This window comes from Bordetella petrii, assembly GCF_000067205.1.
Classification (GTDB): Bacteria; Pseudomonadota; Gammaproteobacteria; order Burkholderiales; family Burkholderiaceae_B; genus Bordetella_A; species Bordetella_A petrii.
The window spans coordinates 4,614,063-4,638,621 of record NC_010170.1 but is presented as its reverse complement, the minus strand read 5'-3'; the positions used below and the strand labels follow the sequence as shown (position 1 = coordinate 4,638,621).

Here is a 24,559-nt window from a genome sequence, read left to right as displayed (position 1 = left end):
CTCAGGCTCCGCGCTGCGAGGCCACGAATAGACTCAGATTGGCGACCGACTCGAAGTGCTCGCGCATGTTGCGTGTCTCCGGGTCTATGGCGACGCCGAATTTTTTTTGCAAGGCCAGGCCGAGCTCGAGGGCATCAACCGAGTCCAGGCCGAGCCCGTCGCCAAAGAGCTTGGCGTGGCTGTCGATGTCTTGGGGGTGTATGTCTTCGAGTCCTAATGACTCGATGATCAGTACCTTGATGTCGTTTTCTAGTTCAGTGCTTGTCATGCTTGGCAAGTTCGTTGTGAAAGTACGTATGCAGGCGCTCGTTCAAGCGGCGTCCGGCAATGGGCAACGGGGTTTGCGATCGCCATTGAGATGGGTCGACATCGGCGCCCACATGAATGCTGTAGTGCATGCGCCGGGGGGGTATCCGATACCAGGGTTCGCCCTTCATCAGGCTGCGGGGACTCATGCGTATGACAGCCGGCGTAATTACCGCGGCGCCGCGCATGGCGATGGCGCAGGCGCCCCGGTGGAATCGCGGCAGGCTGTCGCGTGGCGTGCGAGAGCCCTCTGGGAACACGATCAGTGTCTGGCCGTCGCGCAGTACCTGCGCGGCCTGGTTCAGCATGTCGAAGCTCTCGTTGTTGCTGATGTAGCCAGCCGCGGTGACCGGTCCACGGGTGAAGACATTGTTCACCAGGTCGTGCTTCACGATGCAGTTGGCATTGGCGACGTGCCCGATCAGAAAAACCACATCGAGCAATGAAGGATGATTGGCAATGATCATCTGCCCGGGGCGGCCCAACCGTTCCGCGCCCTGGAAATCGACGGTCAGAATGCCCAAACGCACCATGAAGCGGATGAAATAGCGGAACGTCCAGGCGATGGTCACGCGGGCGCGCCGGCGTTGCTGGCTGGCGTCGCCCGTGAACAGGCGCAGGCACGGAAATACCGCCAGGCGCAGCAGCAACCCGCCCAGCCCGAACAGCGTGAAGGCTATGGCAGTAGCCAATAACCGCCACAACCAGGCATCCTGGCGGCCTGGATGGGGACGCGGGTCCAGTAGCGGATTGGCGCTCATGGTTGGCAGACTCTTATGCAGGCATCCGGCGCCATTGCCAATGACGCGTCGGGCCGGCGTGCGACCATGACGGCGTGCCATTGATGAGATTCCGCAGCAGATTGAGCGGGTGCGGCCAGGCACTGGAGCAAGGCGCCTGCCCCGCCGGAGCGATGCCAAGCTGCCAGTCGTTTCCGGCGCTCAGGCGCAGCGCGACAACATACGAAAACGGCGCATCGTCGATCCAGGCAAGGTACGCGGGCGGGGGCCTTTCTTCCGCCACGACGAGCAATACCCGGGGAGATCCCGCATGCAGCAGCATGCAGGCCTCCTGGACGGCGTGTTCCAGCATGTCAGTATCGCCCGCAAGCGCGATTGTCTCTTCGGTTTCCTTGCGCACGATAGACCATTGGCCCAGGATCGCGTTGTGCACGGAAAGGCCGAAGGCCGTTGGTGAAAGCGGTTCTCCGGCGGCCAAGTCGCGCAAGAGCCGGAAGCTGCGAGTGGTTTCGCCGTGGCGCGAGGCAAACACTACCGGCATCGGCGCCAGGTTCTCTGCCAGCGGCCACGCACAGCCGAACACCATCCTCGCCAGCGGGCTGAGCCGGCGGCGCTGCATGGCGGGCAGAAAATGGGTGCTTGGCAACTCCTCGGTCTCGGCCGGATATGGACAATATGGAGAGCATGCCCATTCGCGCCAATGGATATCTGTAATCAAGCCGGGTGCCCATGCTTCCCATTTCTCGATCGAGAACGTAAGCATTTGCGTCTATTGTACCAATTTTGCGTACAATGTTACCGGAGTTGACCGGTGATGGAAGATGATTGAGCTTTGCCTCGGTACGCCCACATGGCAATGCCGCTACGAACCGGAAGACCTTTGTGATGCCGACCGCGCCCGGTTGCCCGTGGCGCGAGCGCCGCGCGCCGAGCGCGACTGGCGAGTCAGCAGGGCGGCGGGGTCTGCGTTGCGCCGCGCAACGGGGGCCGGCCGCAATGCGCCCTTGGCGCTAAGCCATAGCAACGGCCACGCGCTGGCCGCGCTGGCGCCGGCGGGATGGGCTTTGGGTGTGGACCTGGAGCGTTGCCGTTCGCGAGATGTCGACGCGCTGGCCGGGTGGGTGTGCACCGCGGAGGAGCGCCGCGCATTGATGGCGCACGCCGATGCGGCCGCCCGCCTGCAGTATTTCTATGTGCTGTGGACGCTCAAGGAATCGCTATTGAAGGCTGCCGGCCTGGCGTTTCCGGCAGGCATGGCGCAGGTCGGCCTGGCGCAGGCGGGCACTCCGGCGGCCGTTCTGCGGGCGCCGCAAGGGCAATGGCGGGCCATGGCATGGCGATTGCCCCAAGATTGGGTGGCCGCCGCGGCGTGGCGGCCAGAGCCCGGCACGGCCGATACCCATATTGACGCCGACGCTGTGCACTGGTTGCAGCCGGCGCCGCCGTTGCAATTGCTGGGGCATTGGCGCACGCCTTTGCCCTAAGCATCAAAGGTGCAATGGCGGGCGTCGCTTGCGTTACCCGCCGCGCGCGTCAAGCCGCCGACGCCTGTTCCTGGCTTTCTGGAACCGCCAGCCCCATTGCCGTGAAGCCGCCGTCCACGGCGATGATCTGCCCGGTGACATAGCCGGACGCCGAGTCGTCCAGCAGCCAGTTGATCGTGCCGCACAGTTCGTGCGCCTGGCCGTAGCGCCCCAGCGCCACCGCGCGGCGCCAGTTGCCGCGCGTGGCTTCCGAATGCACCGCGCGGGTCAGCGGGGTTTCGATGGGGCCGGGGGCCACCGCATTGACGCGGACGCCGAATTTGGCGAATTCCACGGCCATGACCTGCGTCATGGTGACGATGGCGCCTTTCGACGACCCGTACGCCACGCGGCCGTAGTTGCCGCGCAGGCCTGATACCGACGCGATGTGCACGATCGAACCCGCGCCGCGCGCCCGCATGCGGCGAGCCGCGGCGCGAGCGGTAATGAACGAGCCGATCACGTTGACGTCCAGAATGCGGCGGAATGCGGCTACGTCAGTGTCCAGGCACGGGACTTCAGCCGCGATGCCGGCTGAGTTCACCAACCCTGTCACGGGGCCAAAGCCCGCCTCGCAGTCGGCAATTACCTGATCGACCCGGGCCTCGTCGGTGACATCCAGGGTTTCCAGCCTTAATTGGCCGGGAGAAAGCATGCGCAGGCCGGACTGCGCCGCCTCGATGCGTTCCGGCTGCACGTCCAGGGCCAGCACGCGCCGGCCCTGGTCGAGCAGTCCTTGGGCAAGCGCCAGGCCGATGCCCGACGCCCCGCCCGTGACAACCACTACGCCGTCCTGATCTTCATTTGCTCCACCCATGCTGTTGTCTCCTTTGGCCTGGGTTCAGTCTTGCTGCACTGTCTGTTCAACGACCCATTCTTCTATTACGGCTTCGACTGTCATGCAGGCCGGATTGCGGCCGCTGGTGAAGCGTCCGGCGTGGATCTTGCCTTGCATGTCCATGACGATGCCCGTGACGTGCGCGGTGGGGTAAGCGCCGTTGTCGCAGCGGATTTCGCCGTTCATGTTCAGGATCTCGATGGCCGGCCCTTCCAGCTCGAGCGTGCTCTGCGCGCCGCATTGCAGGCTGCAGTGCGCCAGGCTGCCGACGCTGCTGCGCACGATGGCGCGCGACAGCCCGGATTCGATGAAGGTTTTCTCCAGGCTTTGCACCAGGTCCTCGTTGGGATGGATGCGTATATAGAAAATGCGCCCGGTGTGGCCTTGTTCCATTACTGCCATCTCAGGCCTCCCGGTAGCTGGGTTGGAACACCGGCGTGCGGATCTCGGGGTCGACGCCGATGACCAGGTTCATGTGGCCGAGGGTGTTCAGGTAGGCCACGCCGTCTTCGGCCAGAATGCAATGCTCGGTAAGGAAATGGCCGCCGACGAGCTCGCCGGAATCTGTAGTGACCAGGCCGTGGCAATGTATGGCCAGCTTGCCCTGGTCGGTGGTGCCTACGGTGGCGCCGGCGCCCACCAGCATGGCGGTACATTCGAGATCGAGCGGGGTGGTGTAGTGCGCCACCTGCTCGATGTCGGGGCTGGTGGTAATAAGGAAGTAGCGCAGGTGGCTGAACACCGCGTGCTCGATATTGAGGGCCGCCGCGCTCACTCCCGCGGCAGCCATGGCGCTTGCCACGCTGTCGTACAAACTGGCGCCGCCGCGCAGGACGATGCGGTATGTCTTCTGGTTCTGCCCAGCCATCACGTCGCGCCTTGTGGGCGAAACGGGGCCAGGGTGCTTCAGCAACTGGACGGTAGATGGGGTAATCATCTTATTGCCTTTTTATTGACGGGCGGTGGCCCTCAGGGTTGGGAAAGTGAACCTCGCTGTAGTAGCTCCTGGTAGATGATCTTCTTGGTGATCTTGCCGTAGCCCGACTTAGGCAGTTCGGGCCAGATCACAAAGCGGCGCGGATGCTTGTAGCGGGCGATGTTGGCGTCGAGCCAGGCCTGAAAGGCCTCGGGGTCCCATTGCGCGCCGTCTTTCAGCACGCCCACCATGACGCCGACTTCGCCCCAGGTGGGGTCGGGCACGCCCAGCACGCATACTTCTTTTACCAAGCCCGCGGCCAGGATTTTTTCTTCGATTTCGCGCGGGTAGATATTGGACCCGCCCGAGATGTACATGTCGGATTCGCGTCCGGTAATGTACAGATAGCCTTGCTCGTCCAGGTAACCGACATCGCCCGTGCGGAACCAGCCGTTGCGAAACGCCTTGCGGTTGGCTTCGGGGTTGTTGTAGTAGCCCGCGAATACCGCCGGGCCGCATACGCAGATCTCGCCCGTTTGTCCGGAGGGCAGCGGGTTGCCTTCGGCGTCCTGGATGCTGACCTCCATGCCGGTGCGCGCATACCCGCAAGATCCCAGGCGCGGCATGGTCTCGTCATCGGGCGAGTGGTCGCACGGAGGCAGCACCGTGATGTTGCCCGTGACCTCGCCCAGGCCGAAGTATTGCACCAGCACCGGCCCGAGCTTCTGCAAGGCCAGTTTCTGGTCGGCGCGATACGTGGGCGCGCCCGCGTAGATGATGTAGCGCAGCGTGTCGTGCTTGTAGCGGTCCACGCTTTCGTGCTCGGTCATCATCTTCAGGATGGTGGGCACGGTAAAGAAGTTGGTGACGCCGTACCGCTCTATGGCTTGCCATACGGCGTCGGCCGAGAAGCGCGGGCTGGTGGAAAAAATGGTGGCGGCCCCGCGTGCCAGTTGAGCCAGGTAATGGATGCCCGCCCCGTGCGACAAAGGCGCCACGACCAGGCTGCGGTCGTGGTGGGTGGTGCCGGGCATCAGGTCGCACAAGTGGTTGGTCAGCACGAAGGCCATCTGGCCGTGCGTGAGCACTGCCGCTTTCGGTTTTCCCGTGGTGCCCGAAGTAAAGAAGAACCAGCACGGGTCGTCGTAATCGACCTGCTGCGTCTGGTGCGACGCGCCGGCCGCAAGGTTCTCGTCGATGATCGCCTCGATGCCGTTGGCCCCGGCGGCGGGCCCGGCGCCGGCCACGAGTTTCAGTCCCTCCAGGCTTTGGGCAAGCCGGGCATGTTCGGGAAAATCGGCGTGGCAAATGAAGGCCGACACGCCCGAGCTGCGGGCCAGGTAATCCACGTCGTCGGGCGTGATGCGGAAGTTGGTGGGCACCCATACGCCGCCTATGCGGAAGGTGGCCAGCATCACTTCCAGCAGCTCGCGGCAGTTGGACGAATGCGTGAGCACGCGGTCGCCCTTGGCCAGGCCCGCTGCCTGGAAGGCGGCGGCCAAAGCCTGCACGCGCCGTTCCAGTTCGCGCCAGGTGGTGACCTGGTCGTCGATGATCAGCGCGGGTTCGTCGGGCAGCCGCGCCGCGACCTGGCTGAGAAAAGTGGCCAGGTTCATGACCCGCCGCGACACCGGAGCCAGCCCCCCTGCGGGAGAGTCTTGCCGCGCTGCCGTCATTTGATGCGCTCCAGGATGCTGACGTAGTTGGCCACCGCGGCGCCGCCCATGTTGAACACGCCCGCCAACCGGGCCCCGGGAACCTGCATGTCGCCGGCCGATTCGGTAAGCTGCATGCACGCCATGGCGTGCATGGAAACGCCGGTGGCGCCCACGGGGTGGCCCTTGGCTTTCAGGCCGCCCGACGGATTGATGGGCAGTTTGCCGTCTTTCTGGGCGATGCCCTCGCGCACCACTTTGTAGCCTTCGCCGCGCGCTGCCAGGCCCATGGCCTCGTACTCGATCAGTTCGGCAATGGTGAAGCAGTCGTGCGTTTCCACCAGGCTGAGATCGTCGAGCGTGATGCCCGCCGCCTGCAGCGCCTGCCGCCAGGCGCGCGATGCGCCTTCGAACGCCAGCGGATCGCGCCGGCTGAGCGGCAGGATGTCATTGACATGCTGCCTGGCGCGAAAGCCGATGGCGCGCGGAAACTGGGCGGCCAGCGCCTCGTCCACCAGCACGATGGCCGCCGCGCCATCGGACACCAGCGAGCAGTCGGTGCGGCGCAGGGGCGGCGCGACATAGGGGTTTTTTTCGGACACGGTGTCGCAGAATTCCACGCCCAGATCTTTGCGGATCTGCGCGTAGGGGTTGGCGACGCCGTTCTTGTGGTTCTTGGCGGCGATCATGGCCAGTTCGCGGCTGCGGTCGCCGTAGCGCTTGAAGTACTCGCCGGCGATCTGGCCGAAAACGCCTGCGAAGCCGCCCTTGATGTCGGCTTCTTCCTTGCGGTAGCTGGCGTTGAGCAGCAGGTCGCCGATTTCGGGAGTAGGGCGGGAAGTCATTTTTTCGGCGCCCACCACCAGCGCGATACGGCCGCGGCCCGATTCGATGAAATCCATGGCCGTGTACAGCGCGGCCGAGCCGGTGGCGCAGGCGTTTTCGAGCCGGGTGGCCGGAACATGGGCAAGGTCCGGGTCGGCCAGGGCTACCAGGGCGCCCTGGAAATCCTGCTTCTGGAAGCCGTTGTTCATGACGCCGACGTAGATGCCGTCGACGTCTTTGCCGCTGATGCCGGCATGCGTCAGCGCGGCGCCCGAAACCTGGGCCATCAGGCTTTCGGTGTCGGGGTCCGCCAGCTTGCCGAACGGAATGTGTGACCATCCTGCAATCACTGCCTTGGTCATTGTGTCTCCTTGATGGTGAGTGTTTCTTCGTTTCTTATGCGTGGGCTTGTGTGTTGAACGCACACGGCAGCCCTCGTTCCCGCAAGTATTCTTCCAGCGCGTCGGCTTCTTTTCTAAGCAGGCCGTACAACTGCGCTTCGCGTTCGGGCGTCATGCGGCTTTCGACCGTGGCGATGCTATAGGCCCCGACCACCTTGCCGTCCGGGTCGCGCACGGCCACGCCCAGGCCCCAGGAGCCCTTGAGCACCATGCCCCGGTTCAGCGCGTATCCCCGCGCACGGGTGGCCTGCACGTGCTCGAGCAGCGCTTCGCGCGTGTAGTTGGGATACACCAGGGCGATGTCTTCCATGTTCTGGTCGAGCAGCGATTCGACTTCGGCGTCGTCCAGCGCGGCCAGCATCGACAGGCTGCCTCCACCAACGCCCAGCGGATGACGGTCGCCGGCTTGAAGAACGTGCGACTTCAGCGGATAGTTGCCTTCTTCACGCAAGAGGCACAAAGAATGGGTGCCCTGGCGCAACGAAAAAAATGCGGCATCGCCCGTGGTGGCGGCCAGCCGCCGCACGGGTTGCCCCACGAAGTTGTGCAGGCCGAAGCGGTCGGACGCCACCAATCCCAGGGCATAGCATTCCGCGCCCAGGAAATACCGGCGCGTTTGTTCATCTTGCTGAACCAGCCCGTTGATGATCAGGGCCGTGGTAAGACGATGAACCGTGGATTTATTCAGGCCTGTTTGTCGGCATATGATCGACAGGGCAACCCCCTGGTTGCGGCCGCGCGCAATGCAGCGCAACACACTGATCGCACGGTGTATGGCCTGGGACCCGTTGGCGCGCGCAGTATCAGAAGGAGAGTCCAGTAGTTCCATATGGTGGACCGTAGGAAATTAACTAATTGCCAATTCTACGCGCCGGCTTTATAAAATCAACGAAACCGATGGGGCATGATTCATTTTCGGTTCATATTATGAACCGCGCTCGTCGAGTTGATCGCCTGCTCATACCTATTACTAACAACGGGCCTGACCTGGCCTAGGAGACAAAGATGACGCTTTCCCGTCGCTCGTTCATGCTTTCGACCACCGGTATTGCTGGCGCAGCCATGCTCGGCGTTCCCCTGCAGTCCGCGTTCGCCGCCAAGACGTATCGCTACAAGTACGCCAACAACCTGCCGCCGTCGCACCCCATGAATCTGCGCGCAAAGGAAATGGCCAAGAAAATTGCCGATGAAACCGATGGCGCATTCAAGCTGCAGGTGTTCCCCAGCAGCCAGTTGGGCTCTGATACCGAAACCCTGAACCAGCTGCGTTCGGGCGCGGTCGAGTTCTTTACCTTGTCTGGCCTGATTCTTTCCACCCTGGTGCCCGCGGCCGCCATCAGCGGCATCGGATTCGCGTTCCCCGATTACGACACCGTCTGGAAATCGATGGACGGCAAGCTGGGCGAGTACATTCGCGGCGAGATCGACAAGCACGACCTGATCGTCATGGAAAAAATCTGGGACAACGGCTTCCGTGAAATCACCACCAGCACCAAGCCCATCAACGGTCCCGAAGACTTCCAGGATCTGAAGATCCGCGTGCCGGTCAGCCCGCTGTGGACGTCCATGTTCAAGGCCCTGCAATCGGCGCCGGCCAGCATCAACTTCAACGAGGTGTATTCGGCCCTGCAGACCAAGGTGGTGGACGCCCAGGAAAATCCGCTGGCCATCATTCAGACGGCCAAGCTGTTCGAAGTGCAGAAATACTGCTCGCTTACCAACCACATGTGGGATGGTTTCTGGTTCCTGGGCAACAAGGCAGCATGGGATCGCCTGCCCAAGGACATCCAGGCCGTGGTAAGCAAGCATATCAACGAAGCCGGCATGAACGAACGCAAAGACGTGCACGCGCTGAACGACGAACTGCAGAAGAAGCTGACCGAGGAAGGCATGCAGTTCAACACGCCTGACGTCGCCCCGATCCGCGCCCAACTCAAGAAAGCTGGCTTCTATTCCGAATGGAAGGGCAAGTTCGGCGACCAGGCCTGGGCCATTCTGGAAGATTCGGTCGGCTCGCTGGCATAAGAGGGGAACCGTTCGATGTCCTCTCAAACCACCGCCATGCCAGATACGCCAGATGCTATTGCGCCCAGTCCGGGTATCGGGCATAAATGGATACGCCCGCTCGATACCTTCCTGGGATACCTGATAGAAATCCCCGTCGCGCTGCTCGTCATCGCGGAAGTGGTGATTCTGTTTTCGGGCATTTTTGCCAGGTACGTGCTCAATACCCCGCTGATCTGGTCCGACGAGCTCGCTTCGCTGCTGTTCCTGTGGCTGGCAATGCTCGGCGCGGCGGTGGCTTTCCGGCGTGGCGAACACATGCGCATGACGGCGTTCGTGAACCGGGCGTCGCCATCCACCCAGGCTTTCCTGAATGTGTTCGCCATTTCGGTGTCGCTGGTCTTCGTGCTGCTGGTGCTCGAGCCAGGCTTCAGTTCGGTGGCTGAACAATCCGTCATTACCACGCCCGCCATGGGCATCAGCATGGCCTGGCGCACCGCGGCCCTGCCCACCGGCCTGGTGTTCATGACCGTTTTCGCGGTAATGCGCCTGATCGAAATTTCGAACTGGCGGCTGGTCGGCAAGGCCCTGCTGCTGATAGCGGCTATCGGCCTGGCGCTGTATGCCATGACGCCGTTCTTCGAAGACCTGGGCAACTACACGCTGGTGGTCTTCTTCGTGGTGCTGGTGGCCGTCGGCGTCTTCACCGGGGTGCCCATTGCGTTCTCGTTCGGCATTGCCACTTATGCGTACCTGTCGTTCAGCACGTATGTGCCCGTAATGGTGCTGGTGGGACGCATGGACGAAGGCATGTCGCACCTGATCCTGCTGGCCGTGCCGCTGTTCGTGTTCCTGGGCCTGTTGATCGACATGACCGGCATGGCGCACAAGATGGTGTCTTTCCTGGCCAGCATCCTGGGCCATGTGCGCGGCGGCCTGTCTTATGTACTGGTGGGCGCCATGTACCTGGTGTCCGGCATCTCGGGTGCGAAGGCGGCCGACATGGCCGCCATCGCGCCCGTGCTGTTTCCGGAAATGAAGTCGCGCGGCACTGACGAAGGCGAGCTGGTGGCGCTGCTGTCGGCCACCGGCGCCCAAACCGAAACCGTGCCACCCAGCCTGGTGCTGATTACCATTGGGTCGGTGACCAGCGTGTCGATTACTTCCTTGTTCATCGGCGGCTTGGTGCCCAGCGCCGTATTGGGCGTGATGCTGTGTCTGGTGGTGTGGTGGCGCAACCGCAAGGTCGACCTGACCGGCGTGGTGCGCCAGCCGCGCTCGGAAGTGCTCAAGAGTTTCGTTGTTGCGCTACCTGCCCTGACACTGCCGTTCGTGATTCGCGCCGCGGTGGTCGAAGGGGTTGCCACCGCCACGGAAGTCTCGACCATCGGCATTGTGTATTCGTGCATTATCGGCATCTGCGTCTATCGCAAGTTCGACGTGAAGCGGCTGTATCCCATCTTGATCGACACCGCGACCTTGTCGGGCGCCATTCTGCTGATCATCGGAACCGCCACGGGCATGGCCTGGGCGCTGACGCAGTCGGGCTTTTCGGCCGACCTGGCCGACCTGATGGGTTCGTTGCCGGGCGGCGCATTCACTTTCTTCTGCGTGTCCATCGTCACATTCATCGTGCTGGGCAGCGTGCTGGAAGGTATTCCCGCCGTGGTGCTGCTGGGACCGCTGCTGTTTCCCATTGCGGAAGAGCTGGGCATCAATGACGTGCACTACGCCATGGTGGCCATCCTGGCCATGGGCATCGGGCTGTTCGCTCCGCCGTTCGGCGTGGGCTACTACGCCGCTTGCGCCATCGGACGGGTCGCTCCCGACAAGGGCATCAAGCCTATCGTGGGATACATGTGCTCGATCTTCATCGGCCTGCTGCTGGTTGCCGCCATTCCGTGGCTGTCGACGGGTTTCCTGGATAAGTGATGGGCGGCGCGACCATGGAACACAAGCAATTTTCCGGGCGCGTGGCCCTGGTGCTGGGCGCCGGTTCGGTGGGCGAAGGCTGGGGCAACGGGAAGGCGGCGGCGGTTGCCTATGCGCGCGAAGGCGCCACGGTCATCGCTGTTGACCTGAACCTGGACGCCGCGCGTGAAACGCACGGCATCATCCACCAAGAGGGCGGCCGCAGCGAAGCCCTGGCGGCCGACGTCACTCAGGCCGACCAGGTCGCCGCGCTGGTGCAGGGCGTGGTCGAGCGGCATGGCCGTATCGACATCCTGCACAACAACGTAGGCATGGCCCGCATGGGCAGCGTTACGGAGCTTTCCGAGGCGCAATGGGATACGGCCATGAACGTGAATCTCAAAAGCGCGTTCCTGGCCTGCAAACATGTGTTGCCGGTCATGCAGGCCCAGAAGCGGGGCAGTATCGTCAATATCTCGAGCCTGGCGGCCATACGCTACACCGGCTACCCGTACCCCGTGTATTACGCGTCGAAGGGCGGCCTGAACCAGTTGACGGTGGGGCTGGCGCTGGAATACGCGAAGCAGGGCATACGGGTGAACGCCATCATGCCCGGCTACGTAGATACGCCGCTTATTTACAAAGATATTTCGGGCCAGTATGGCAGCCGCGAAGAAATGGTGAACGAGCGCAATGCCCGGTGCCCCATGGGGCATATGGGTACGGCATGGGACATTGCCAACGCCGCCGTATTCCTGGCCTCGGATGCGGCGGCCTACATTACTGGCGTATGCTTGCCGGTGGATGGCGGCGTGCACCTGGCGTGCGCTTGAGAGACGTGTATTGCCCTGGGAAATGCACCTGGTCTTGAATCCAGAGCAATAAACTCCGCTGAGCGTTCCTCGTTTGGAACGCGTTCATCTATACAGTATTGCTGCGCCGTTGCCGGCGCAGCCCGCTGCAAGCCCGTGCGCGGGCGCCACTGCCACGTTGTGCAATGCGGAGATCCATCATGCAAGATTCGGTTTATACCCTATATCAGTTGTCTATCGCGCCGTCAGATTTCGATGCGTTCAAACAAGTGATCCAACCCCTTGTGGCGGCGACCCGAGACGAACCCGGGGCGATTACCTACGAATACCTCGTGAACGCCGACCGCACCACAATTCACATCATCGAGCAATATCGCACGCAGGGCGTGCTGCCACACCTTGAACAAACTTTCCCGGCCTTTGCCGAGCAGTTCCTGAAACTGGTCAAGGTCGAGAAGCTCACTGTTTACGGCCACGTCACGCCGGAAATCCGCGCCAAGCTGGATGGCTTCAATGCCGAATACTTCACCCCCTTCGCCGGGTTTTCACGTTAGGGGAAAAGAAGTTTATGATCCGCAGCTGACACCCAGGCCGCGCTATCGAGTCATGCCCATTGCGATCACTATTCAAGCAATAGCCCTGCGTACGTCCGGCCCAGCCCGTTCGGCGCAGAGGCCCGCATGAGCCACGTTCTGGCCGTGGACCTTGGCGGCACGCGCTTTCGCGCCGCGCTGGTAGACGCCACTGGCAATGTCGCCCATGCCTGCGCCATCGATAGTCCGGCCGGCAATGCCATCCACCCCGGCTGGGACGAAATAGATGCCGATGCTTGGTGGCATGGCCTGCAAACCCTTGCCGATATCTTGGCGGCCCAGGCCGGCGCCGCCTTCGACGCCATTGAGGCCATTGCCATCTGCGGCGTCACGCGCACGCAGGTGTTCGTCGATGCGGACGGCGCCGCCATCCGCCCGGCCATCACATGGCGCGATACGCGCGCGGCGGCCGACGTGGCGGGGTGGTTGGCCTCGATGCCCGCGTCCCACCCCGAAAGCTCGCAGATCAATGCCTTTCACCCATGGGCGCGCGTTGCCTGGCTGTTGAAGGCCGAACCCCGCCATGCCGCGCGGGTGCGCGTCGTGCTTGAACCCAAGGACTACCTGAATTTCCGCCTGACGGGCCGCGCGGCTAGCGACACGGTATCGATGGCCAGGCTGGCGGCGGCTGCCGCCAGCCATGCAGCCGGGCCAGACCTGTTGACGGCGCTGGGCGCAGACCCCGCCTGGACGCCGCCTTTGCTGGCGCCCCTGGATATCGTCGGGCCGGTGCAGGGCCAGTTGCCGGGTGCGTTGGCGCGCCTGACCGGGCGCCCAGTGCTGGCCTGCTCAAACGACACCTGGGCCGCGGTGGCGGGGCTGGGCGCCCTGCGGCCGGGCTATGCGTACAACATTTCCGGCACTACGGAAGTTTTTGGCGCGGTGGGCGCCGAGCCGGTCCAGGCGCAGGGCCTGATGACGGTAGACTGGGGCAACGGCTATCAAATCGGCGGGCCGGGGCAGAACGGCGCGGACACCATTGCCTGGCTGCTACCCTTGCTGGGCCGCCTGGGTACGCAAGGGATGGCCGGCGTCGCGGACGCCATGAATACACTACTGGCCGCGCCGCGCGATGCACAGCCGGCGTTGTTCCTGCCCTATCTGCAGGGCGAGCGCGTGCCATACTGGGACCCAAATCTGCGCGGCGCTTTCCTGGGGCTCAACCGCCGCCACGGGCCGGGCGACCTGGCCTGGGCAGTGCTGGAAGGCGTGGCTTTCCTGAACCGCATTGTGCTGGAACGCGCCGAAGCCGCGCTGGGCGGCCCAGTCCGGGAAATCCGTTTTGGCGGCGGCGCGGCGTCCAGCCCGCAGTGGTGCCAGGTGAAGGCTGACGTCTGTGAACGCGCCGTGGTTGTCGGCCGGGCCGATCAGCCGGGCGTGCTGGGTGCGGCGGTGGCGGCCTGGACGGCGCTGGGGCGCTATGACAGCTTCGCGGCCGCGCAGGACGCGTTGTTGCGGGTGGCGCGGCGCTACGAGCCACGGCCAGACAGGCTGCCGGCCTACCGCCAGATGTACGCGCAGTTTCGCGCCGCCGAGGCCGCGCTGGCGCCTGTGTCGCACGCGCTGGCGGGCATCGGCACGCCGGCGTCCGGCAGCGCCGGGGTATAAACTACGACGCCATCGGCGCCGGGCACAGGCCCGGCATGCGGGGCCGGCAAGCGGCGTCCGTACATAAATCGAACGAGGCAGGGGTTGATGTTGATGCGCGGCATCCTGGAAAAGTACGGCACGGCAATCGCGGGGCTGGTCCTGGTGGGCTTCTTCGCGCTGGCCGCGCCGAATTTCGCGGCGCCCGGCAACTTGCTGAATATCGTCAAGGAAACCAGCTTCCTGGCCATTCTTGCCATCGGCTTTACGCTGGCCCTGGTTACCGCCGAGCTGGATCTGTCGGTGGCCGACGTCGCCAGCCTGGCGGCCGTGGTGACGGGCGCCCTGGTGCATACCGGCCAGCCCGTGCCGCTGGCCATCGGCGCGGGGCTGGGCATAGGGCTGCTGTGCGGGCTGGTCAACGGCATCGCCGTGACGCGCTTGCGCGTGCCGTCGCTGATCGCCACGCTGGGCATGGCCGCCATGGCGCGCGGGTTCGCCTTCATGCTGACCGACGGCGTGTCGTATGTGGGCCGCTGGCCCACTGCATTTACCGACCTGGCGCGCGGCAAGCCGCTGGGCATACCGGCCCTGGTGCTGTGGATGCTGGGCACGGTGTTGCTAGCCTTCTTCCTGGTCAAATGGACCCGCACCGGCGCTCGCATGACAGCCACTGGCGAGGCCGGCGAATCGGCAAGGCTGGCGGGCATCGACATACGCGCCATGAAAAACATCGGCCTGGCGCTTTCCGGCCTGTGCGCGGGCCTGGCCGCGGTGTTGCTCACGTCCAGCCTGTCTTCGGCCGCGCCCAACATGGCGGGCGATTATTTTCTGTATGCCATCGCCGCGGTGCTGCTGGGCATGACTATGTTCAACCCCGGCCACGCCAATATTCCCGGCACGCTGGTCGCCGCGCTGATACTCAAGGTGCTGGGCAACGGCCTGATCCTCATGGGCGCGCCGTACTACGTGCAGGATATTGTCCTGGGGTTCATCATCATCGCGTCTGTCGCGGTGTCGTCGGCCGTGCTGAAGAAAGCGGCCTTTAAATTCTGACCGGAAGGGGAGAGAGTCACTATGACCAAATTCGTCAAGCGCGCGCTGCTGGCCGGCGCGCTGGCTGCCCAGGCCCTGGCCGCCGGCGCCGCCCATGCCTTCGACGTGGGCATCGTCGCGTTCCAGATGTCATCCGAAACCCACGCGCGGGTCGCCAACGCGGCCGCCGAAGCCGCCCGCGCCAAGGGCTGGGCGGTCACGCAGCTGAATGCCGGTGGCGCCTTGCCCAAGCTGGCCGAGCAGCTCGATACCCTGATCAACAAGCCGGTCGACGCCATCGTCATCGCCATGGGCAAACCCGTCGAAACCGATGCGCAACTGCAGGCCGCCCAGGAAAAGGGCATTCCCGTCATCGGGGTGATGTCTGGCGCCAGCCCGCACATGCTGTTCGACATCGAGGTCAACGAGTACGCCACCGGCGCGCAGTCGGTGCTGTACCTGCTGGGCAAGATGGGCTACCAGGGCAGCATTCTGTCGGCTCGTTTCGACGGCAACTCGGGCACGCGCATCCGCGGCAAAATGCTGGACGCCGTGCTTTCCGAGAACACCGCCGTCAAAGAGCTGGGCAAGTTCAGCATGGCCCGCACCCAAAGCTGGCGCGATGACGTACGCAACGGCATGCAGGCCCTGCTGCTGCGCCACCAAGGCCAGTTCAAGGGCATCTGGGCGTCGTTCGACGGCCAGGCCTATGTTATTGACGACCTGCTGCAGGCGCAGGGCATGAAGAAGGGCGAGATCGCGCTCGTATCGGTGGACGGCGCGGCCGAAACCTATCGCCGCATCGCCGACCCGAACAGCCTGGTTACCGCCACCATGGTGATTCCGTTCGAGCAGATGGGCGTGAGCGCCATCGATGCCCTGGATCGCATCGTGGTCAAGAAAGAGCCTCGGCAGAACATTACCGAAGGCCCTTATCTGTTCATGGATTCGGTGCTGGTCGACGGCAGCAACGTCCAGAAGTTCCTGCAATCCAAGTAAGAGCCGGCCTTATGTCCATCGCGTTGTCGCTACGCCAGGTCACGAAATCGTACGGCGCCGTTGAAGCCCTGAAGGGCGTCGACCTCGACGTGCCACAAGGCAAGGTCATGGCCATATGCGGCGACAACGGCGCGGGCAAATCCACGCTGATCCGCATCGTTTCGGGCGCGCAGGCGCCTACGGGCGGAGAGCTGTGGCTGCAGGGCAGGAAGGTGATGTTCGCGTCGCCGCACGACGCCCTGGCGCAGGGCATTGCCACCATCTATCAGGATCTGGCCCTGGCCCCGCGGCTGTCTATCTGGGAAAACATTTTCATGGGCGCCGAGCTCGTGCGCCGGGTGGGGCCATTTTGCGTGCTGGACAAGCGCCGCATGGCCGCCGACGCGCGGGCGTACCTGCAGCGCCTGTCGGTGCCCATTGACGACATGAGCCGCCCGGTAGAGCGCATGTCTGGCGGACAGCGACAGGCGGTGGCCATTGCCCGCGCCCTGCGCTGGGACGCGCGGGTGGTCATCATGGACGAGCCCACCGCCGCGCTGGGCGTCAAGGAAACGGCGCTGGTGCTGAACCTGGTGCGCAAGCTGCGCGAAGAAGGCCGCACGGTAATTCTTATCAGCCACAACATGGCCGACGTGGTGGCGCTGGCCGACCGGGTGGCAATTCTGAAGAGCGGGGTGAAGGTGGTCGAGCGCGAGGTGGCGGGGCTGGATGCCGACGGCCTTGCGCACATGGTAATGACGGGCCGCGAGTAGCCGCCCGCCACGAGGTGCACTTTGGCGGTGCGGTTTCGCCGCGCGGCGTGCCTCATGTTGATGCGCTTGCACTGAACAGGCGCGCCAGGGCGGGCGCCGCTGCCCCTGCCTTCGCGGGCAGGTCCGTTTGGCATGGAGTTTGCTTGAAATTGGCCAGACAGGCCACTTTCAAGGGAACGCAGTGTCCGCCAAAGCCACCCGTATCGATCTGTTCACGTTTAACACCGTGCCCATGCGCGCCTTTCACTTGTCGTGGATGGCGTTTTTCGTCTGCTTCTTCGCGTGGTTCGCCAGCGCGCCGCTGATGCCGGTAATCGCGAGAGAGTTCGCACTGACGCCGGGCCAGGTGGCCGACATCAACATCGCCGCCGTGGCGGCTACGATACTGGTGCGCCTGATTGTCGGACCCTTGTGCGACCGGTACGGCCCCCGCCGCGTCTACGCCGGATTGATGGCATCAGGCGCCATTCCCGTGGTGGCGCTGGCCTTCGCCACCGACTATGCCTCGGTGCTGGCGTGCCGCCTGGGCATTGGCGCCATTGGCGCCAGCTTCGTGATCACGCAGTATCACACCTCGGTCATGTTCGCGCCCAACGTAGTGGGCGCCGCCAATGCCGCGAGCGCCGGCTGGGGCAATGCGGGCGCGGGGGGCGCGCAGGCCCTGGTGCCCATGGTGCTGGCCGCGCTCATCGCACTGGGGCTGGACGAGTCATCGGCCTGGCGCGCGGCGTTGGTCGTGCCGGGCGCGGCGCTGCTGGCCATGGCGGTCGTGTACTGGCGCTATACGCAGGATTATCCGCAAGGCGATGCACTGGAGCTGCGCCGGCGCGGCGTGGCGGTCGATGGCGGCAAGAAGGGCGGTTGGGCCAGCTTCGCCGCGGCCTGCGCGAACTATCGGGTGTGGCTGCTGGCCTTGACGTATGGCGCGTGCTTCGGCGTGGAACTGTTCGTGCACAACATCGCGGCCATGTACTACGTGGATCGTTTTCAACTGTCGCTGGGGCAAGCGGGCCTGGCCGCGGGCATCTTCGGCTTGCTGGCCTTGTTCGCCCGCGCGCTGGGCGGCATCTTGTCCGACCGGGCTGCCCAGCGGGGCGGGCTGGCGTGGCGCCCCAGGGTACTGGCCGCCATGATGCTGGGAGAAGGCCTGGGCCTGCTGTGGTTTGCGCATGCGCAGGGCGTGGCCGAAGCGATCGTGGCCATGGTGGCGTTCGGCCTGTTCACGCACATGGCTTGCGGCGCCACCTATGCCCTGGTGCCGTTCGTCGACCGCAAGGCGCTCGGCGGCGTGGCCGGCATTGTGGGCGCCGGCGGCAATGTCGGCGCTGTGGCGGCGGGCTTTCTGATGAAAAGCGTAGGCAATGTGCAGCAGACCGTGACCGTATTGGCTGGCTTCGTGATTCTGTCGGTGCTGTGCGCGATTGCGGTGCGGTTTGGCGCCGGACACCAGGAAGAAGCCGGCGCGGCGGGAGTTGTACTGGCGCGCTGACGCTTCGTGAAGCGCTCCATGAAGCGCTTTCTAGATGCGTTTCCTGAAGCGCCACGAACATTCAAGCAAGCCAGAGGCGCCGAACCCGATGGCGCCACGGACGCCGACGACGGTCAATGGCCACTTGGCCGGCGCCACGGCCCTGAGCCAGCGCGTGGGCAGGTTCAGCGCGACCGCGCAACTGGCCAGCAAGACCAGTCCGGCCAGGTAGGCCGCCATGCGCCGGTTCACAGCGAGCGTTCCAGCGGCGCGAGCGCGCACATGCGCCCGGCCGTATTGTCGGGCTGGCCGCTGCCGCCGGCCTGGGCGTGTGCTGCCTCGCGGGTTGGCATCCGGATATGCAATAGAAAAGGCAGCCCGGCCGCGCAGTTCATGGCGCGCGATGCTCTGGCGTTGAGCCGCATGGGGAACCATTGCCGCTGGACACAACCGGTTGGGGCGCAAGACGCCACGCAAGTTTGCCGTGTCGGCGCTCCCGGGGCGCGCTTGTTCCCGGACTTGCATTTTGCCGGCCAGGGTCCAGGCCAGCGCGGCGAACAGCGCCACCAGGCCGGCGCCCAGCCATCTCCGTTGCCGCAGTGTGAACATCAGCCGCCGCGCGCGCGGTTGGCGATAGCGCGCGGTCATGTGCCGGGGTAGCGGGGACATGGCTGGCTGACGCACGTTCATAGGCACCTTGCGGCATGTCCCGATCTAGGCCGCGAGGTTTGAACTGCGGCTAGTTATGTAAGAAATTAGAACAAGTATATAAAAAGCAAGTCATTTTGAGTCACTTATGCAGCATATTGATGCCAGATTTGGCGTATTGTCTTTGGTGGGACGTGTTATCCCTGAGGCGCATCGCGTACGACGCCCGCCGAGGCGAAGGCGTCGATCTGCGCTTGGCTGTAGCCGTACTCGCCCAGCAGTTCGCGCGTATGTTCGCCCAACATTGGAGCGGGCCGCCGGATCTGCGTGGGCGTTTCCGAAAAATGTATGGGGCATCCCAGCGCCCGCGTGGGCCCGGCCCGCGGGTGGCGCAGTTCCACCACCATGTTGCGCGCCAACACTTGCGGGTGCGTCAGGGCCTGCTCTATGTCGTGCACGGGGCCGGCTGGCACGCCCGCCGCGTCGAAGGCCGCCAGCCAGTGGGCGCGTTCGTGCTGGCGCAGCACGCTGCTCATGGCGGCTGTCAGGCTGTCCAGGTTCTGCATGCGCGCCTTGTTGTCTTTATAGCGGGAGTCTTCGCACCACTCCGGATGGCCTAGCACCTGCGCAATGCGTTCCCAGTTCGCCTGGTTCGCGCCGCCGATGTTGATCCACCCGTCGCGGGTCTCGAACGCCTGGTAGGGGGCTGTGAGCAAGTGCGCCGACCCCGTGGGGCCAGGCGATACGCCGGTGGCGAAATACGACGCGGCATGCCAATAGGTTTGCTGCAATGCCGCTTCCATCAGTGAGGTGTCCACAATCTGGCCGCGTCCGGTCTTCTGCTTGTGCGCGTACGCCGCCAGGATGCCCACCGTGGCGAGAATGCCGGCGTTGATGTCCGCAATGGAGTTGCCCGTCTTGACGGGCGCGCCACCGGGTTCGCCGGTGATAGACATCAGCCCCGAAAAACCCTGCGCGATCAGGTCGAAGCCGGCTTTGTCGCCGTATGGGCCGTCGCGGCCGTATCCGGACACCGCGCAATAGATCAGGCCGGGGTTGATTGCGGCCAGCACGTCATAGCCCAGACCGAGTTTTTCCAACGTGCCGCGCCGGTAGTTTTCCGTGAGCACGTCGGCGTCCCGCACCATGCGCAGCAGAATGTCGCGCCCCTGCTCCATTTTCAGGTTAAGGGCGATGCCGCGCTTGTTGCGGTTCAAGATCATGAAGGGCGCCGACACGCCGTTGACTACCGGTTCGCTGTAGCCGCGGGAGTCGTCGCCGCCGGGCAGCTTCTCGACCTTGACCACGTCGGCGCCCATGTCCGCCAGCATCATGCCGCAGGTGGGGCCCGCCATGATCTGCGCCAGCTCGAGCACGCGCATGCCTGCCAACGGGCCAGTATGGGGGGATTCGGTATTCATACAGTCTCCATGGCGGCCAGCGGCCGCGGCATCGGACGCCGCTTACCTGCCGGTGAACGCGGGTGCGCGCTTATCCAGGAAGGCTGCATAGCCGATGCGAAAGTCTTCGGTGTCGAAGCAATCGAAGCACTCGTCGTACTCCGCGGCGGAAATAGGTTCCTGCCGGGCCAGGCGCCGCATGAACTGCTTGTGCCAGCGGGCAACCAGCGGTGCCCCCTCGGCTATGCGCTGCGCCGCCGCCAGGGCTTCTCGCTGGACCTCGCTGTCGGGCACCACGCGCGTCACCAGCCGCTTTTCCCTGGCCTCGGCAGCGCCGAAGATGCGGCCTTCAAGCAGAATTTCCAGCGCCGCGTCGGGGCCGGCCAGGCGGACCAGAGGCTCCATTTCCGGATAGGCCATGACCAGGCCCAGGTTCTTGATGGGTGCGCCGAAGCGGCTGGATTCGCCGCATATGCGGATGTCGCACAGGGCGGCTATTTCCAGCCCTCCGCCCACGCATATGCCGTGAATCTGCGCCACCAGCGGATGCCGGCACTCTGCCAGGGCTTGCGCGGTAGCGTGCATGACGCGCCCGTACGCGACGGCCTGGCGCTTGTTTGCCCGTTCGGTCTGGAATTCGGCGATGTCGTTGCCCGGCGAGAATGCCTTTTCACCGGCGCCGCGCAGCACGATGCAGCGCAGCGAGTCGTCTGCCGACAGGTCCCGAATGGCGTCGCCCAATGCCTGCCACATGGGCTTGGTCAGGGCATTGAGCTTCTCGGGCCGGTTAAGTACCACCGTGGCGATTGCGCCGGTTCGTTCCCGCAATATGAGATCGTTCATTTCAACCCTCGTTCGCCTTGCCGACGGCGCCGCCGTTCTTGCCGCCGCCGAACGACTTGCGCGCCAGGTTCCACAGCACGGGCACCAGCGGCCAGAACAGCATCAGCAGCGCCAGCGTGCTGATCGTGCCGACCAGGCTGTTGGACCAGAACACGTGCAGGCCCGTGCCCGGGCCCAGCATGGACTGCCGGAAGGCGTCTTCCATGCGGTCGCCCAGCACCAGCGCCAGGATCATGGGCGCCAATGGATACGACAGCTTTTTCAGCACATAGCCGATCACGCCGAACAACAGCATGAACCACACGTCGAGCATGGCGTTGTTGACGGAATACGCGCCGATCGCGCAAACCACGATGATGATGGGCGCCACAATGGCGAACGGAATGCGCAATATGGCCGCAAACAGCGGCACCGTGCTCAGCACGATGATCAGCCCCACGAAGTTGCCCAGGTACATGCTGGCAATGAGCCCCCAGACGAACTCTTTTTGTTCCACGAACAGCAGGGGGCCGGGCTGCAGGCCCCATATCATCAGCCCGCCCAGCAGCACCGCCGCGGTGGCCGAGCCGGGTATGCCCAGCGCCAGCATGGGCAGCAGGGCCGATGTGCCCGACGCGTGGGCGGCGGTTTCGGGCGCAATGACGCCTTCGATCTCGCCCGTGCCGAACTTGCGGCCATTGCGCGAGAACCGCTGCGCGAGCCCATAGCCCATGAACGACGCGGCCGTGGCCCCGCCCGGCGTCACGCCCATCCAGCAACCCACCAGCGTGCTGCGCATCAGCGTGACCCAGTACTTGGGCATTTCCTTCCAGGTCTGCAGCACCACCTTCAGGTTGATGCGGCCGTTCTTGCCTTCGAACTTCAGGCCTTCCTCCATGCTGACGAGGATTTCCCCGATGCCGAACAGCCCGATGACCACCACCAGGAAATCGATGCCGCGCAATAGTTCCGACCAGCCGAACGTCATGCGCAGCCCGCCGCTGACAGTGTCCATGCCAATGGCCGCCAGCCCGAAGCCCAGCATCATCGAAATAATGGTCTTGAACGGCGTCTTCTTGTCGGTGCCCACGAAGCTGCAGAACGTCAGCAGGAAAACCGCGAAGAATTCGGGCGGGCCGAAGCGCAAGGCGAACTTGGACACCATGGGCGCCAGGAAGGTGATCAGCAGCACGCCCGACAGCGCGCCGAAGAACGATCCGGTGAAAGAGGCCGTCAGCGCGTTGCCGGCGCGGCCTTGTTGGGCCAGGGGGTAGCCGTCGAAGGTCGTGGCCACCGACGAGGTTTCGCCCGGAATATTGAACAGAATCGAGGTGATCGCGCCGGCGAACAGCGACCCCCAGTAAATGCACGACAGCATGATGATGGCCGACGTGGGGGGCATGGTGAAAGTCAGCGGCAGCAGAATCGCGACCCCATTGGGGCCGCCCAGCCCGGGCAGCACGCCGATGATCACGCCCAGCACCAGGCCGATGAACATCATGCCCAGGTTGTACCAGCTCAGCACCGTGCCAAAGCCATGGAATAACGCGCTCAGTTCATCCACTCGAGGTCTCCGATTAATTCACTGCGTGCGGCGCATTTGTCCGGCTACTTTCAGGGGGGGCGGGCCCTAATAGCCGAACAGCGCCTCCAGCGGCCCTTTCGGCAGCGGCACCAGGAACTGGATTTCGAACATCCAGAACAACAGCGCATTCACTCCCACGCTGACCAGCACCGTCTTCAGCCAGCCGATCTTGCCCAGCAGGCGCATGAAGGCGGCGATGAACAGCGTCGATGCAACGTAGATCCCCAATAGCTGAATCAGCAGCACGTACAGCGCGGTGGGTAGCAGCACCAGCAACACCAGCCGGAAGCGGTCCCAGCTGACGAAGATTTCCCGGTTGCGGTGCTTGCCGAACATGGCCTTTACGAAAACGGCGATGCTGGCAAGGCTGATGATCATGCCGACATGGAACGGGAAGTATCCCGATTCGGGGCCGTCCGATGCCCAGGCGATGCCGATGCGGTAGTTGTCCACCATCATGACCACGCCCACGGCAAAGAACACGACGGCGGTAATGGCATCGACGGCGCTGTGCGACAGCCCGCCTTGCGGCGGGCCGCCCTCTGTTTGCTGATGGTCCATCCCGAGTCCTCCAGCTTATTTCTTGGCGGCCAGGCCGGCTTCTTCCATCAGCGTCTTGTGCTTCGCTTCATCCTGCTCCAGGAACTTCACGAAATCCTGGCCGGTGCGGTAGTCACCCTTGAGCGCCTGCTTGGCCAGGTAGTCTTTCCATTCTTGCGTATCGCTGATCTTCTTCAGCAAGTCGGCGTAATAGGCGGCCTGTTCGGCCGTGGTTTCGGGCGGCAGGAAGAATGCGCGCAGCATCTGGTACTGCACGTCATAGCCCGCTTCCTTGCAGGTAGGGATGTCGGCCCACGACTGGTCTTTGGTGACCTTGGCCGTGTAGGTCATGCGCTCGTCCGAGAACACGCACAGGGCATTGACCTGCCCGGCGCGCCACTGCGCGACGTTCTCGCTGGGGTTGTTCACGTTGGAATCGGTATGCTTGCCCACCAGTTGCGTGGCCGCTTCGCCGCCGCTCTTGTAGGGCACATACGTGAACTTCACCCCGGCTGCTTTTTCAAGCGCCACGGTAATGATCTGGTCTTCCCGTTTGGCGCCCGTGCCGCCCATCTTGAACTGGCCGGCCGGCGCGGCCTTTACCGCCTTCAGGTAGTCGGCCGCCGTCTTGTACGGCGCTTCAGCGTTGGTCCACAGCAGGAACTCATCTTGCGCGATCATGGCAACGGGGTTCAGGTCGCGCCAGTTGAAGGGTAGGCTGACAGCAATGGGCAAGGTGTAAATGGCCGAGAAGGCCACCATCAGCTTGTGCGGGTTGCCGGGCGAACCCTTGGTGTCCATGATACCTTCGGCCCCGCTGGCACCGCCCTTGTTCAGCACCAGGGTCGACTGCTTCATCAGCTTGTGCTTCAGGATAATGCTCTGCAGCGTGCGCGCCATCTGGTCAGATGCCCCGCCAGCGCCTGCGGGCACGATGATCTCGACCGGGCGGGTAGGTTCCCACGCTTGCGCGGGCAGGCTGGCCATGCCGGCCAGCGCGGCCAGCGGTGCGATCAGATAGGTTTTTTTCGACAGTCTTTGCGTCAGGTGCTTCATGTGTGTCTCCTCCGGGTTGGTGCCACGGGAACGTCCGATGCCGGTACGTTGATCTTCGAGCCTTCCTGCCTGTCGGCGAGTCCTGTTCTTGTTCCCCCTGCTACGGACTTCATCCACCTTGCTGCTTCATCGGCCGCCTGCCG

At 64.1% G+C, this 24,559-nt stretch carries 25 protein-coding genes; 10 read left to right on the top strand and 15 right to left on the bottom strand.

The window, feature by feature from the left end; translation table 11 throughout:
* Window position 1 precedes the first annotated feature (1 nt).
* The 3 genes from BPET_RS22215 to BPET_RS22205 are packed head-to-tail and all read right to left on the bottom strand — an operon-like array spanning window position 2 to window position 1,809.
* Window positions 2-268 (bottom strand): phosphopantetheine-binding protein, encoded by a 267-nt coding sequence (locus BPET_RS22215; RefSeq protein ID WP_012251206.1) that lies wholly within the window; start codon window positions 266-268, stop codon window positions 2-4.
* Window positions 255-1,067, bottom strand: a complete 813-nt coding sequence (locus BPET_RS22210; RefSeq protein WP_012251205.1) for a lysophospholipid acyltransferase family protein — start codon at window positions 1,065-1,067, stop codon at window positions 255-257. Before BPET_RS22210 ends, BPET_RS22215 begins: the two co-directional genes overlap by 14 nt.
* 13 nt (window positions 1,068-1,080) lie before the next feature.
* Window positions 1,081-1,809, bottom strand: coding sequence for a beta-ketoacyl synthase chain length factor (locus tag BPET_RS22205; RefSeq protein WP_012251204.1), 729 nt, complete (start codon window positions 1,807-1,809; stop codon window positions 1,081-1,083).
* Window positions 1,810-1,867: 58 nt separating this feature from the next.
* Between BPET_RS22205 and BPET_RS25585 the strand changes: the two genes are divergently transcribed.
* Complete coding sequence (locus BPET_RS25585) at window positions 1,868-2,530, top strand: 4'-phosphopantetheinyl transferase family protein (RefSeq protein WP_012251203.1); 663 nt, start codon at window positions 1,868-1,870, stop codon at window positions 2,528-2,530.
* A 49-nt stretch (window positions 2,531-2,579) separates the two neighbouring features.
* On the opposite strand, the gene BPET_RS22195 is transcribed toward BPET_RS25585, so the two are convergent.
* Genes BPET_RS22195 through BPET_RS22170 form a run of 6 tightly spaced genes read right to left on the bottom strand, consistent with a single transcriptional unit; the run spans window position 2,580 to window position 8,033 of the window.
* On the bottom strand, window positions 2,580-3,386 hold the full coding sequence (locus BPET_RS22195) for an SDR family NAD(P)-dependent oxidoreductase (protein WP_012251202.1): 807 nt from the start codon (window positions 3,384-3,386) through the stop codon (window positions 2,580-2,582).
* Window positions 3,387-3,410: 24 nt separating this feature from the next.
* Window positions 3,411-3,809 (bottom strand): PPC domain-containing DNA-binding protein, encoded by a 399-nt coding sequence (locus BPET_RS22190; protein WP_012251201.1) that lies wholly within the window; start codon window positions 3,807-3,809, stop codon window positions 3,411-3,413.
* A 1-nt stretch (window position 3,810) separates the two neighbouring features.
* Window positions 3,811-4,344, bottom strand: coding sequence for a PPC domain-containing DNA-binding protein (locus BPET_RS25580; protein WP_012251200.1), 534 nt, complete (start codon window positions 4,342-4,344; stop codon window positions 3,811-3,813).
* Between the two features lie 32 nt (window positions 4,345-4,376).
* Window positions 4,377-5,999, bottom strand: coding sequence for an acyl-CoA synthetase (locus BPET_RS22180; protein ID WP_012251199.1), 1,623 nt, complete (start codon window positions 5,997-5,999; stop codon window positions 4,377-4,379).
* Window positions 5,996-7,165 carry an acetyl-CoA acetyltransferase gene (locus tag BPET_RS22175; protein ID WP_012251198.1) on the bottom strand — a complete coding sequence of 390 codons (1,170 nt, stop codon included), beginning with the start codon at window positions 7,163-7,165 and terminating at the stop codon, window positions 5,996-5,998. Before BPET_RS22175 ends, BPET_RS22180 begins: the two co-directional genes overlap by 4 nt.
* A 34-nt stretch (window positions 7,166-7,199) precedes the next feature.
* Window positions 7,200-8,033 carry an IclR family transcriptional regulator gene (locus tag BPET_RS22170; RefSeq protein ID WP_012251197.1) on the bottom strand — a complete coding sequence of 278 codons (834 nt, stop codon included), beginning with the start codon at window positions 8,031-8,033 and terminating at the stop codon, window positions 7,200-7,202.
* A gap of 176 nt (window positions 8,034-8,209) precedes the next feature.
* On the opposite strand from BPET_RS22170, the gene BPET_RS22165 reads away from it, so the two are divergent.
* The 9 genes from BPET_RS22165 to BPET_RS22125 all read left to right on the top strand — a co-directional run bounded on the left by BPET_RS22165 (window position 8,210) and on the right by BPET_RS22125 (window position 18,386).
* Complete coding sequence (locus tag BPET_RS22165; RefSeq protein WP_012251196.1) at window positions 8,210-9,229, top strand: TRAP transporter substrate-binding protein; 1,020 nt, start codon at window positions 8,210-8,212, stop codon at window positions 9,227-9,229.
* A gap of 15 nt (window positions 9,230-9,244) precedes the next feature.
* Complete coding sequence (locus tag BPET_RS22160; protein ID WP_012251195.1) at window positions 9,245-11,140, top strand: TRAP transporter large permease; 1,896 nt, start codon at window positions 9,245-9,247, stop codon at window positions 11,138-11,140.
* Between the two features lie 14 nt (window positions 11,141-11,154).
* Window positions 11,155-11,952, top strand: a complete 798-nt coding sequence (locus BPET_RS22155) for an SDR family NAD(P)-dependent oxidoreductase (protein WP_041864349.1) — start codon at window positions 11,155-11,157, stop codon at window positions 11,950-11,952.
* Window positions 11,953-12,131: 179 nt separating this feature from the next.
* The gene (locus tag BPET_RS22150) at window positions 12,132-12,485 is read left to right on the top strand and encodes a putative quinol monooxygenase (RefSeq protein ID WP_012251193.1); all 354 of its coding nucleotides are present in this window, start codon (window positions 12,132-12,134) and stop codon (window positions 12,483-12,485) included.
* Between the two features lie 126 nt (window positions 12,486-12,611).
* The gene (locus BPET_RS22145; protein WP_012251192.1) at window positions 12,612-14,132 is read left to right on the top strand and encodes a xylulokinase; all 1,521 of its coding nucleotides are present in this window, start codon (window positions 12,612-12,614) and stop codon (window positions 14,130-14,132) included.
* A gap of 93 nt (window positions 14,133-14,225) precedes the next feature.
* Window positions 14,226-15,167, top strand: coding sequence for an ABC transporter permease (locus BPET_RS22140; RefSeq protein WP_041864348.1), 942 nt, complete (start codon window positions 14,226-14,228; stop codon window positions 15,165-15,167).
* Window positions 15,168-15,188: 21 nt separating this feature from the next.
* Window positions 15,189-16,145: a sugar ABC transporter substrate-binding protein gene (locus BPET_RS22135; protein WP_012251190.1), complete on the top strand. Its 957-nt coding sequence runs from the start codon at window positions 15,189-15,191 to the stop codon at window positions 16,143-16,145.
* Window positions 16,146-16,156: 11 nt separating this feature from the next.
* Window positions 16,157-16,897, top strand: a complete 741-nt coding sequence (locus tag BPET_RS22130) for an ATP-binding cassette domain-containing protein (RefSeq protein ID WP_012251189.1) — start codon at window positions 16,157-16,159, stop codon at window positions 16,895-16,897.
* Window positions 16,898-17,078: 181 nt separating this feature from the next.
* A complete protein-coding gene (locus tag BPET_RS22125; protein ID WP_012251188.1) occupies window positions 17,079-18,386 on the top strand; it encodes an MFS transporter in 1,308 nt (435 codons plus the stop codon).
* 30 nt (window positions 18,387-18,416) lie between these two features.
* On the opposite strand, the gene BPET_RS26785 is transcribed toward BPET_RS22125, so the two are convergent.
* The 6 genes from BPET_RS26785 to BPET_RS22095 all read right to left on the bottom strand — a co-directional run bounded on the left by BPET_RS26785 (window position 18,417) and on the right by BPET_RS22095 (window position 24,416).
* Window positions 18,417-19,034 carry a hypothetical protein gene (locus BPET_RS26785; RefSeq protein WP_151208983.1) on the bottom strand — a complete coding sequence of 206 codons (618 nt, stop codon included), beginning with the start codon at window positions 19,032-19,034 and terminating at the stop codon, window positions 18,417-18,419.
* A gap of 176 nt (window positions 19,035-19,210) precedes the next feature.
* Complete coding sequence (locus BPET_RS22115) at window positions 19,211-20,434, bottom strand: CaiB/BaiF CoA transferase family protein (protein WP_012251186.1); 1,224 nt, start codon at window positions 20,432-20,434, stop codon at window positions 19,211-19,213.
* Window positions 20,435-20,476: 42 nt separating this feature from the next.
* Entirely contained in the window at window positions 20,477-21,256 is a 780-nt protein-coding gene (locus tag BPET_RS22110; protein WP_012251185.1) for an enoyl-CoA hydratase/isomerase family protein, read from the bottom strand.
* A 1-nt stretch (window position 21,257) separates the two neighbouring features.
* Window positions 21,258-22,799 carry a tripartite tricarboxylate transporter permease gene (locus tag BPET_RS22105; protein WP_012251184.1) on the bottom strand — a complete coding sequence of 514 codons (1,542 nt, stop codon included), beginning with the start codon at window positions 22,797-22,799 and terminating at the stop codon, window positions 21,258-21,260.
* 66 nt (window positions 22,800-22,865) lie between these two features.
* Window positions 22,866-23,381, bottom strand: a complete 516-nt coding sequence (locus BPET_RS22100; protein ID WP_012251183.1) for a tripartite tricarboxylate transporter TctB family protein — start codon at window positions 23,379-23,381, stop codon at window positions 22,866-22,868.
* Between the two features lie 15 nt (window positions 23,382-23,396).
* On the bottom strand, window positions 23,397-24,416 hold the full coding sequence (locus tag BPET_RS22095; protein WP_012251182.1) for a Bug family tripartite tricarboxylate transporter substrate binding protein: 1,020 nt from the start codon (window positions 24,414-24,416) through the stop codon (window positions 23,397-23,399).
* Between the last annotated feature and the right edge of the window lie 143 nt (window positions 24,417-24,559).

Coding starts and splice junctions, on each gene's coding strand:
- BPET_RS22215 (WP_012251206.1), bottom strand. CDS start 268: ATGACAAGCACTGAACTAGAAAACGACATCAAGGTACTGATCATCGAG.
- BPET_RS22170 (WP_012251197.1), bottom strand. CDS start 8,033: ATGGAACTACTGGACTCTCCTTCTGATACTGCGCGCGCCAACGGGTCC.
- BPET_RS22205 (WP_012251204.1), bottom strand. CDS start 1,809: ATGCTTACGTTCTCGATCGAGAAATGGGAAGCATGGGCACCCGGCTTG.
- BPET_RS22130 (WP_012251189.1), top strand. CDS start 16,157: ATGTCCATCGCGTTGTCGCTACGCCAGGTCACGAAATCGTACGGCGCC.
- BPET_RS25585 (WP_012251203.1), top strand. CDS start 1,868: ATGATTGAGCTTTGCCTCGGTACGCCCACATGGCAATGCCGCTACGAA.
- BPET_RS25580 (WP_012251200.1), bottom strand. CDS start 4,344: ATGATTACCCCATCTACCGTCCAGTTGCTGAAGCACCCTGGCCCCGTT.
- BPET_RS22110 (WP_012251185.1), bottom strand. CDS start 21,256: ATGAACGATCTCATATTGCGGGAACGAACCGGCGCAATCGCCACGGTG.
- BPET_RS22210 (WP_012251205.1), bottom strand. CDS start 1,067: ATGAGCGCCAATCCGCTACTGGACCCGCGTCCCCATCCAGGCCGCCAG.
- BPET_RS22175 (WP_012251198.1), bottom strand. CDS start 7,165: ATGACCAAGGCAGTGATTGCAGGATGGTCACACATTCCGTTCGGCAAG.
- BPET_RS22155 (WP_041864349.1), top strand. CDS start 11,155: ATGGAACACAAGCAATTTTCCGGGCGCGTGGCCCTGGTGCTGGGCGCC.
- BPET_RS22180 (WP_012251199.1), bottom strand. CDS start 5,999: ATGACGGCAGCGCGGCAAGACTCTCCCGCAGGGGGGCTGGCTCCGGTG.
- BPET_RS22190 (WP_012251201.1), bottom strand. CDS start 3,809: ATGGCAGTAATGGAACAAGGCCACACCGGGCGCATTTTCTATATACGC.
- BPET_RS22135 (WP_012251190.1), top strand. CDS start 15,189: ATGACCAAATTCGTCAAGCGCGCGCTGCTGGCCGGCGCGCTGGCTGCC.
- BPET_RS22095 (WP_012251182.1), bottom strand. CDS start 24,416: ATGAAGCACCTGACGCAAAGACTGTCGAAAAAAACCTATCTGATCGCA.
- BPET_RS22100 (WP_012251183.1), bottom strand. CDS start 23,381: ATGGACCATCAGCAAACAGAGGGCGGCCCGCCGCAAGGCGGGCTGTCG.
- BPET_RS22145 (WP_012251192.1), top strand. CDS start 12,612: ATGAGCCACGTTCTGGCCGTGGACCTTGGCGGCACGCGCTTTCGCGCC.
- BPET_RS22140 (WP_041864348.1), top strand. CDS start 14,226: ATGCGCGGCATCCTGGAAAAGTACGGCACGGCAATCGCGGGGCTGGTC.
- BPET_RS22165 (WP_012251196.1), top strand. CDS start 8,210: ATGACGCTTTCCCGTCGCTCGTTCATGCTTTCGACCACCGGTATTGCT.
- BPET_RS22195 (WP_012251202.1), bottom strand. CDS start 3,386: ATGGGTGGAGCAAATGAAGATCAGGACGGCGTAGTGGTTGTCACGGGC.
- BPET_RS22150 (WP_012251193.1), top strand. CDS start 12,132: ATGCAAGATTCGGTTTATACCCTATATCAGTTGTCTATCGCGCCGTCA.
- BPET_RS26785 (WP_151208983.1), bottom strand. CDS start 19,034: ATGTCCCCGCTACCCCGGCACATGACCGCGCGCTATCGCCAACCGCGC.
- BPET_RS22115 (WP_012251186.1), bottom strand. CDS start 20,434: ATGAATACCGAATCCCCCCATACTGGCCCGTTGGCAGGCATGCGCGTG.
- BPET_RS22160 (WP_012251195.1), top strand. CDS start 9,245: ATGTCCTCTCAAACCACCGCCATGCCAGATACGCCAGATGCTATTGCG.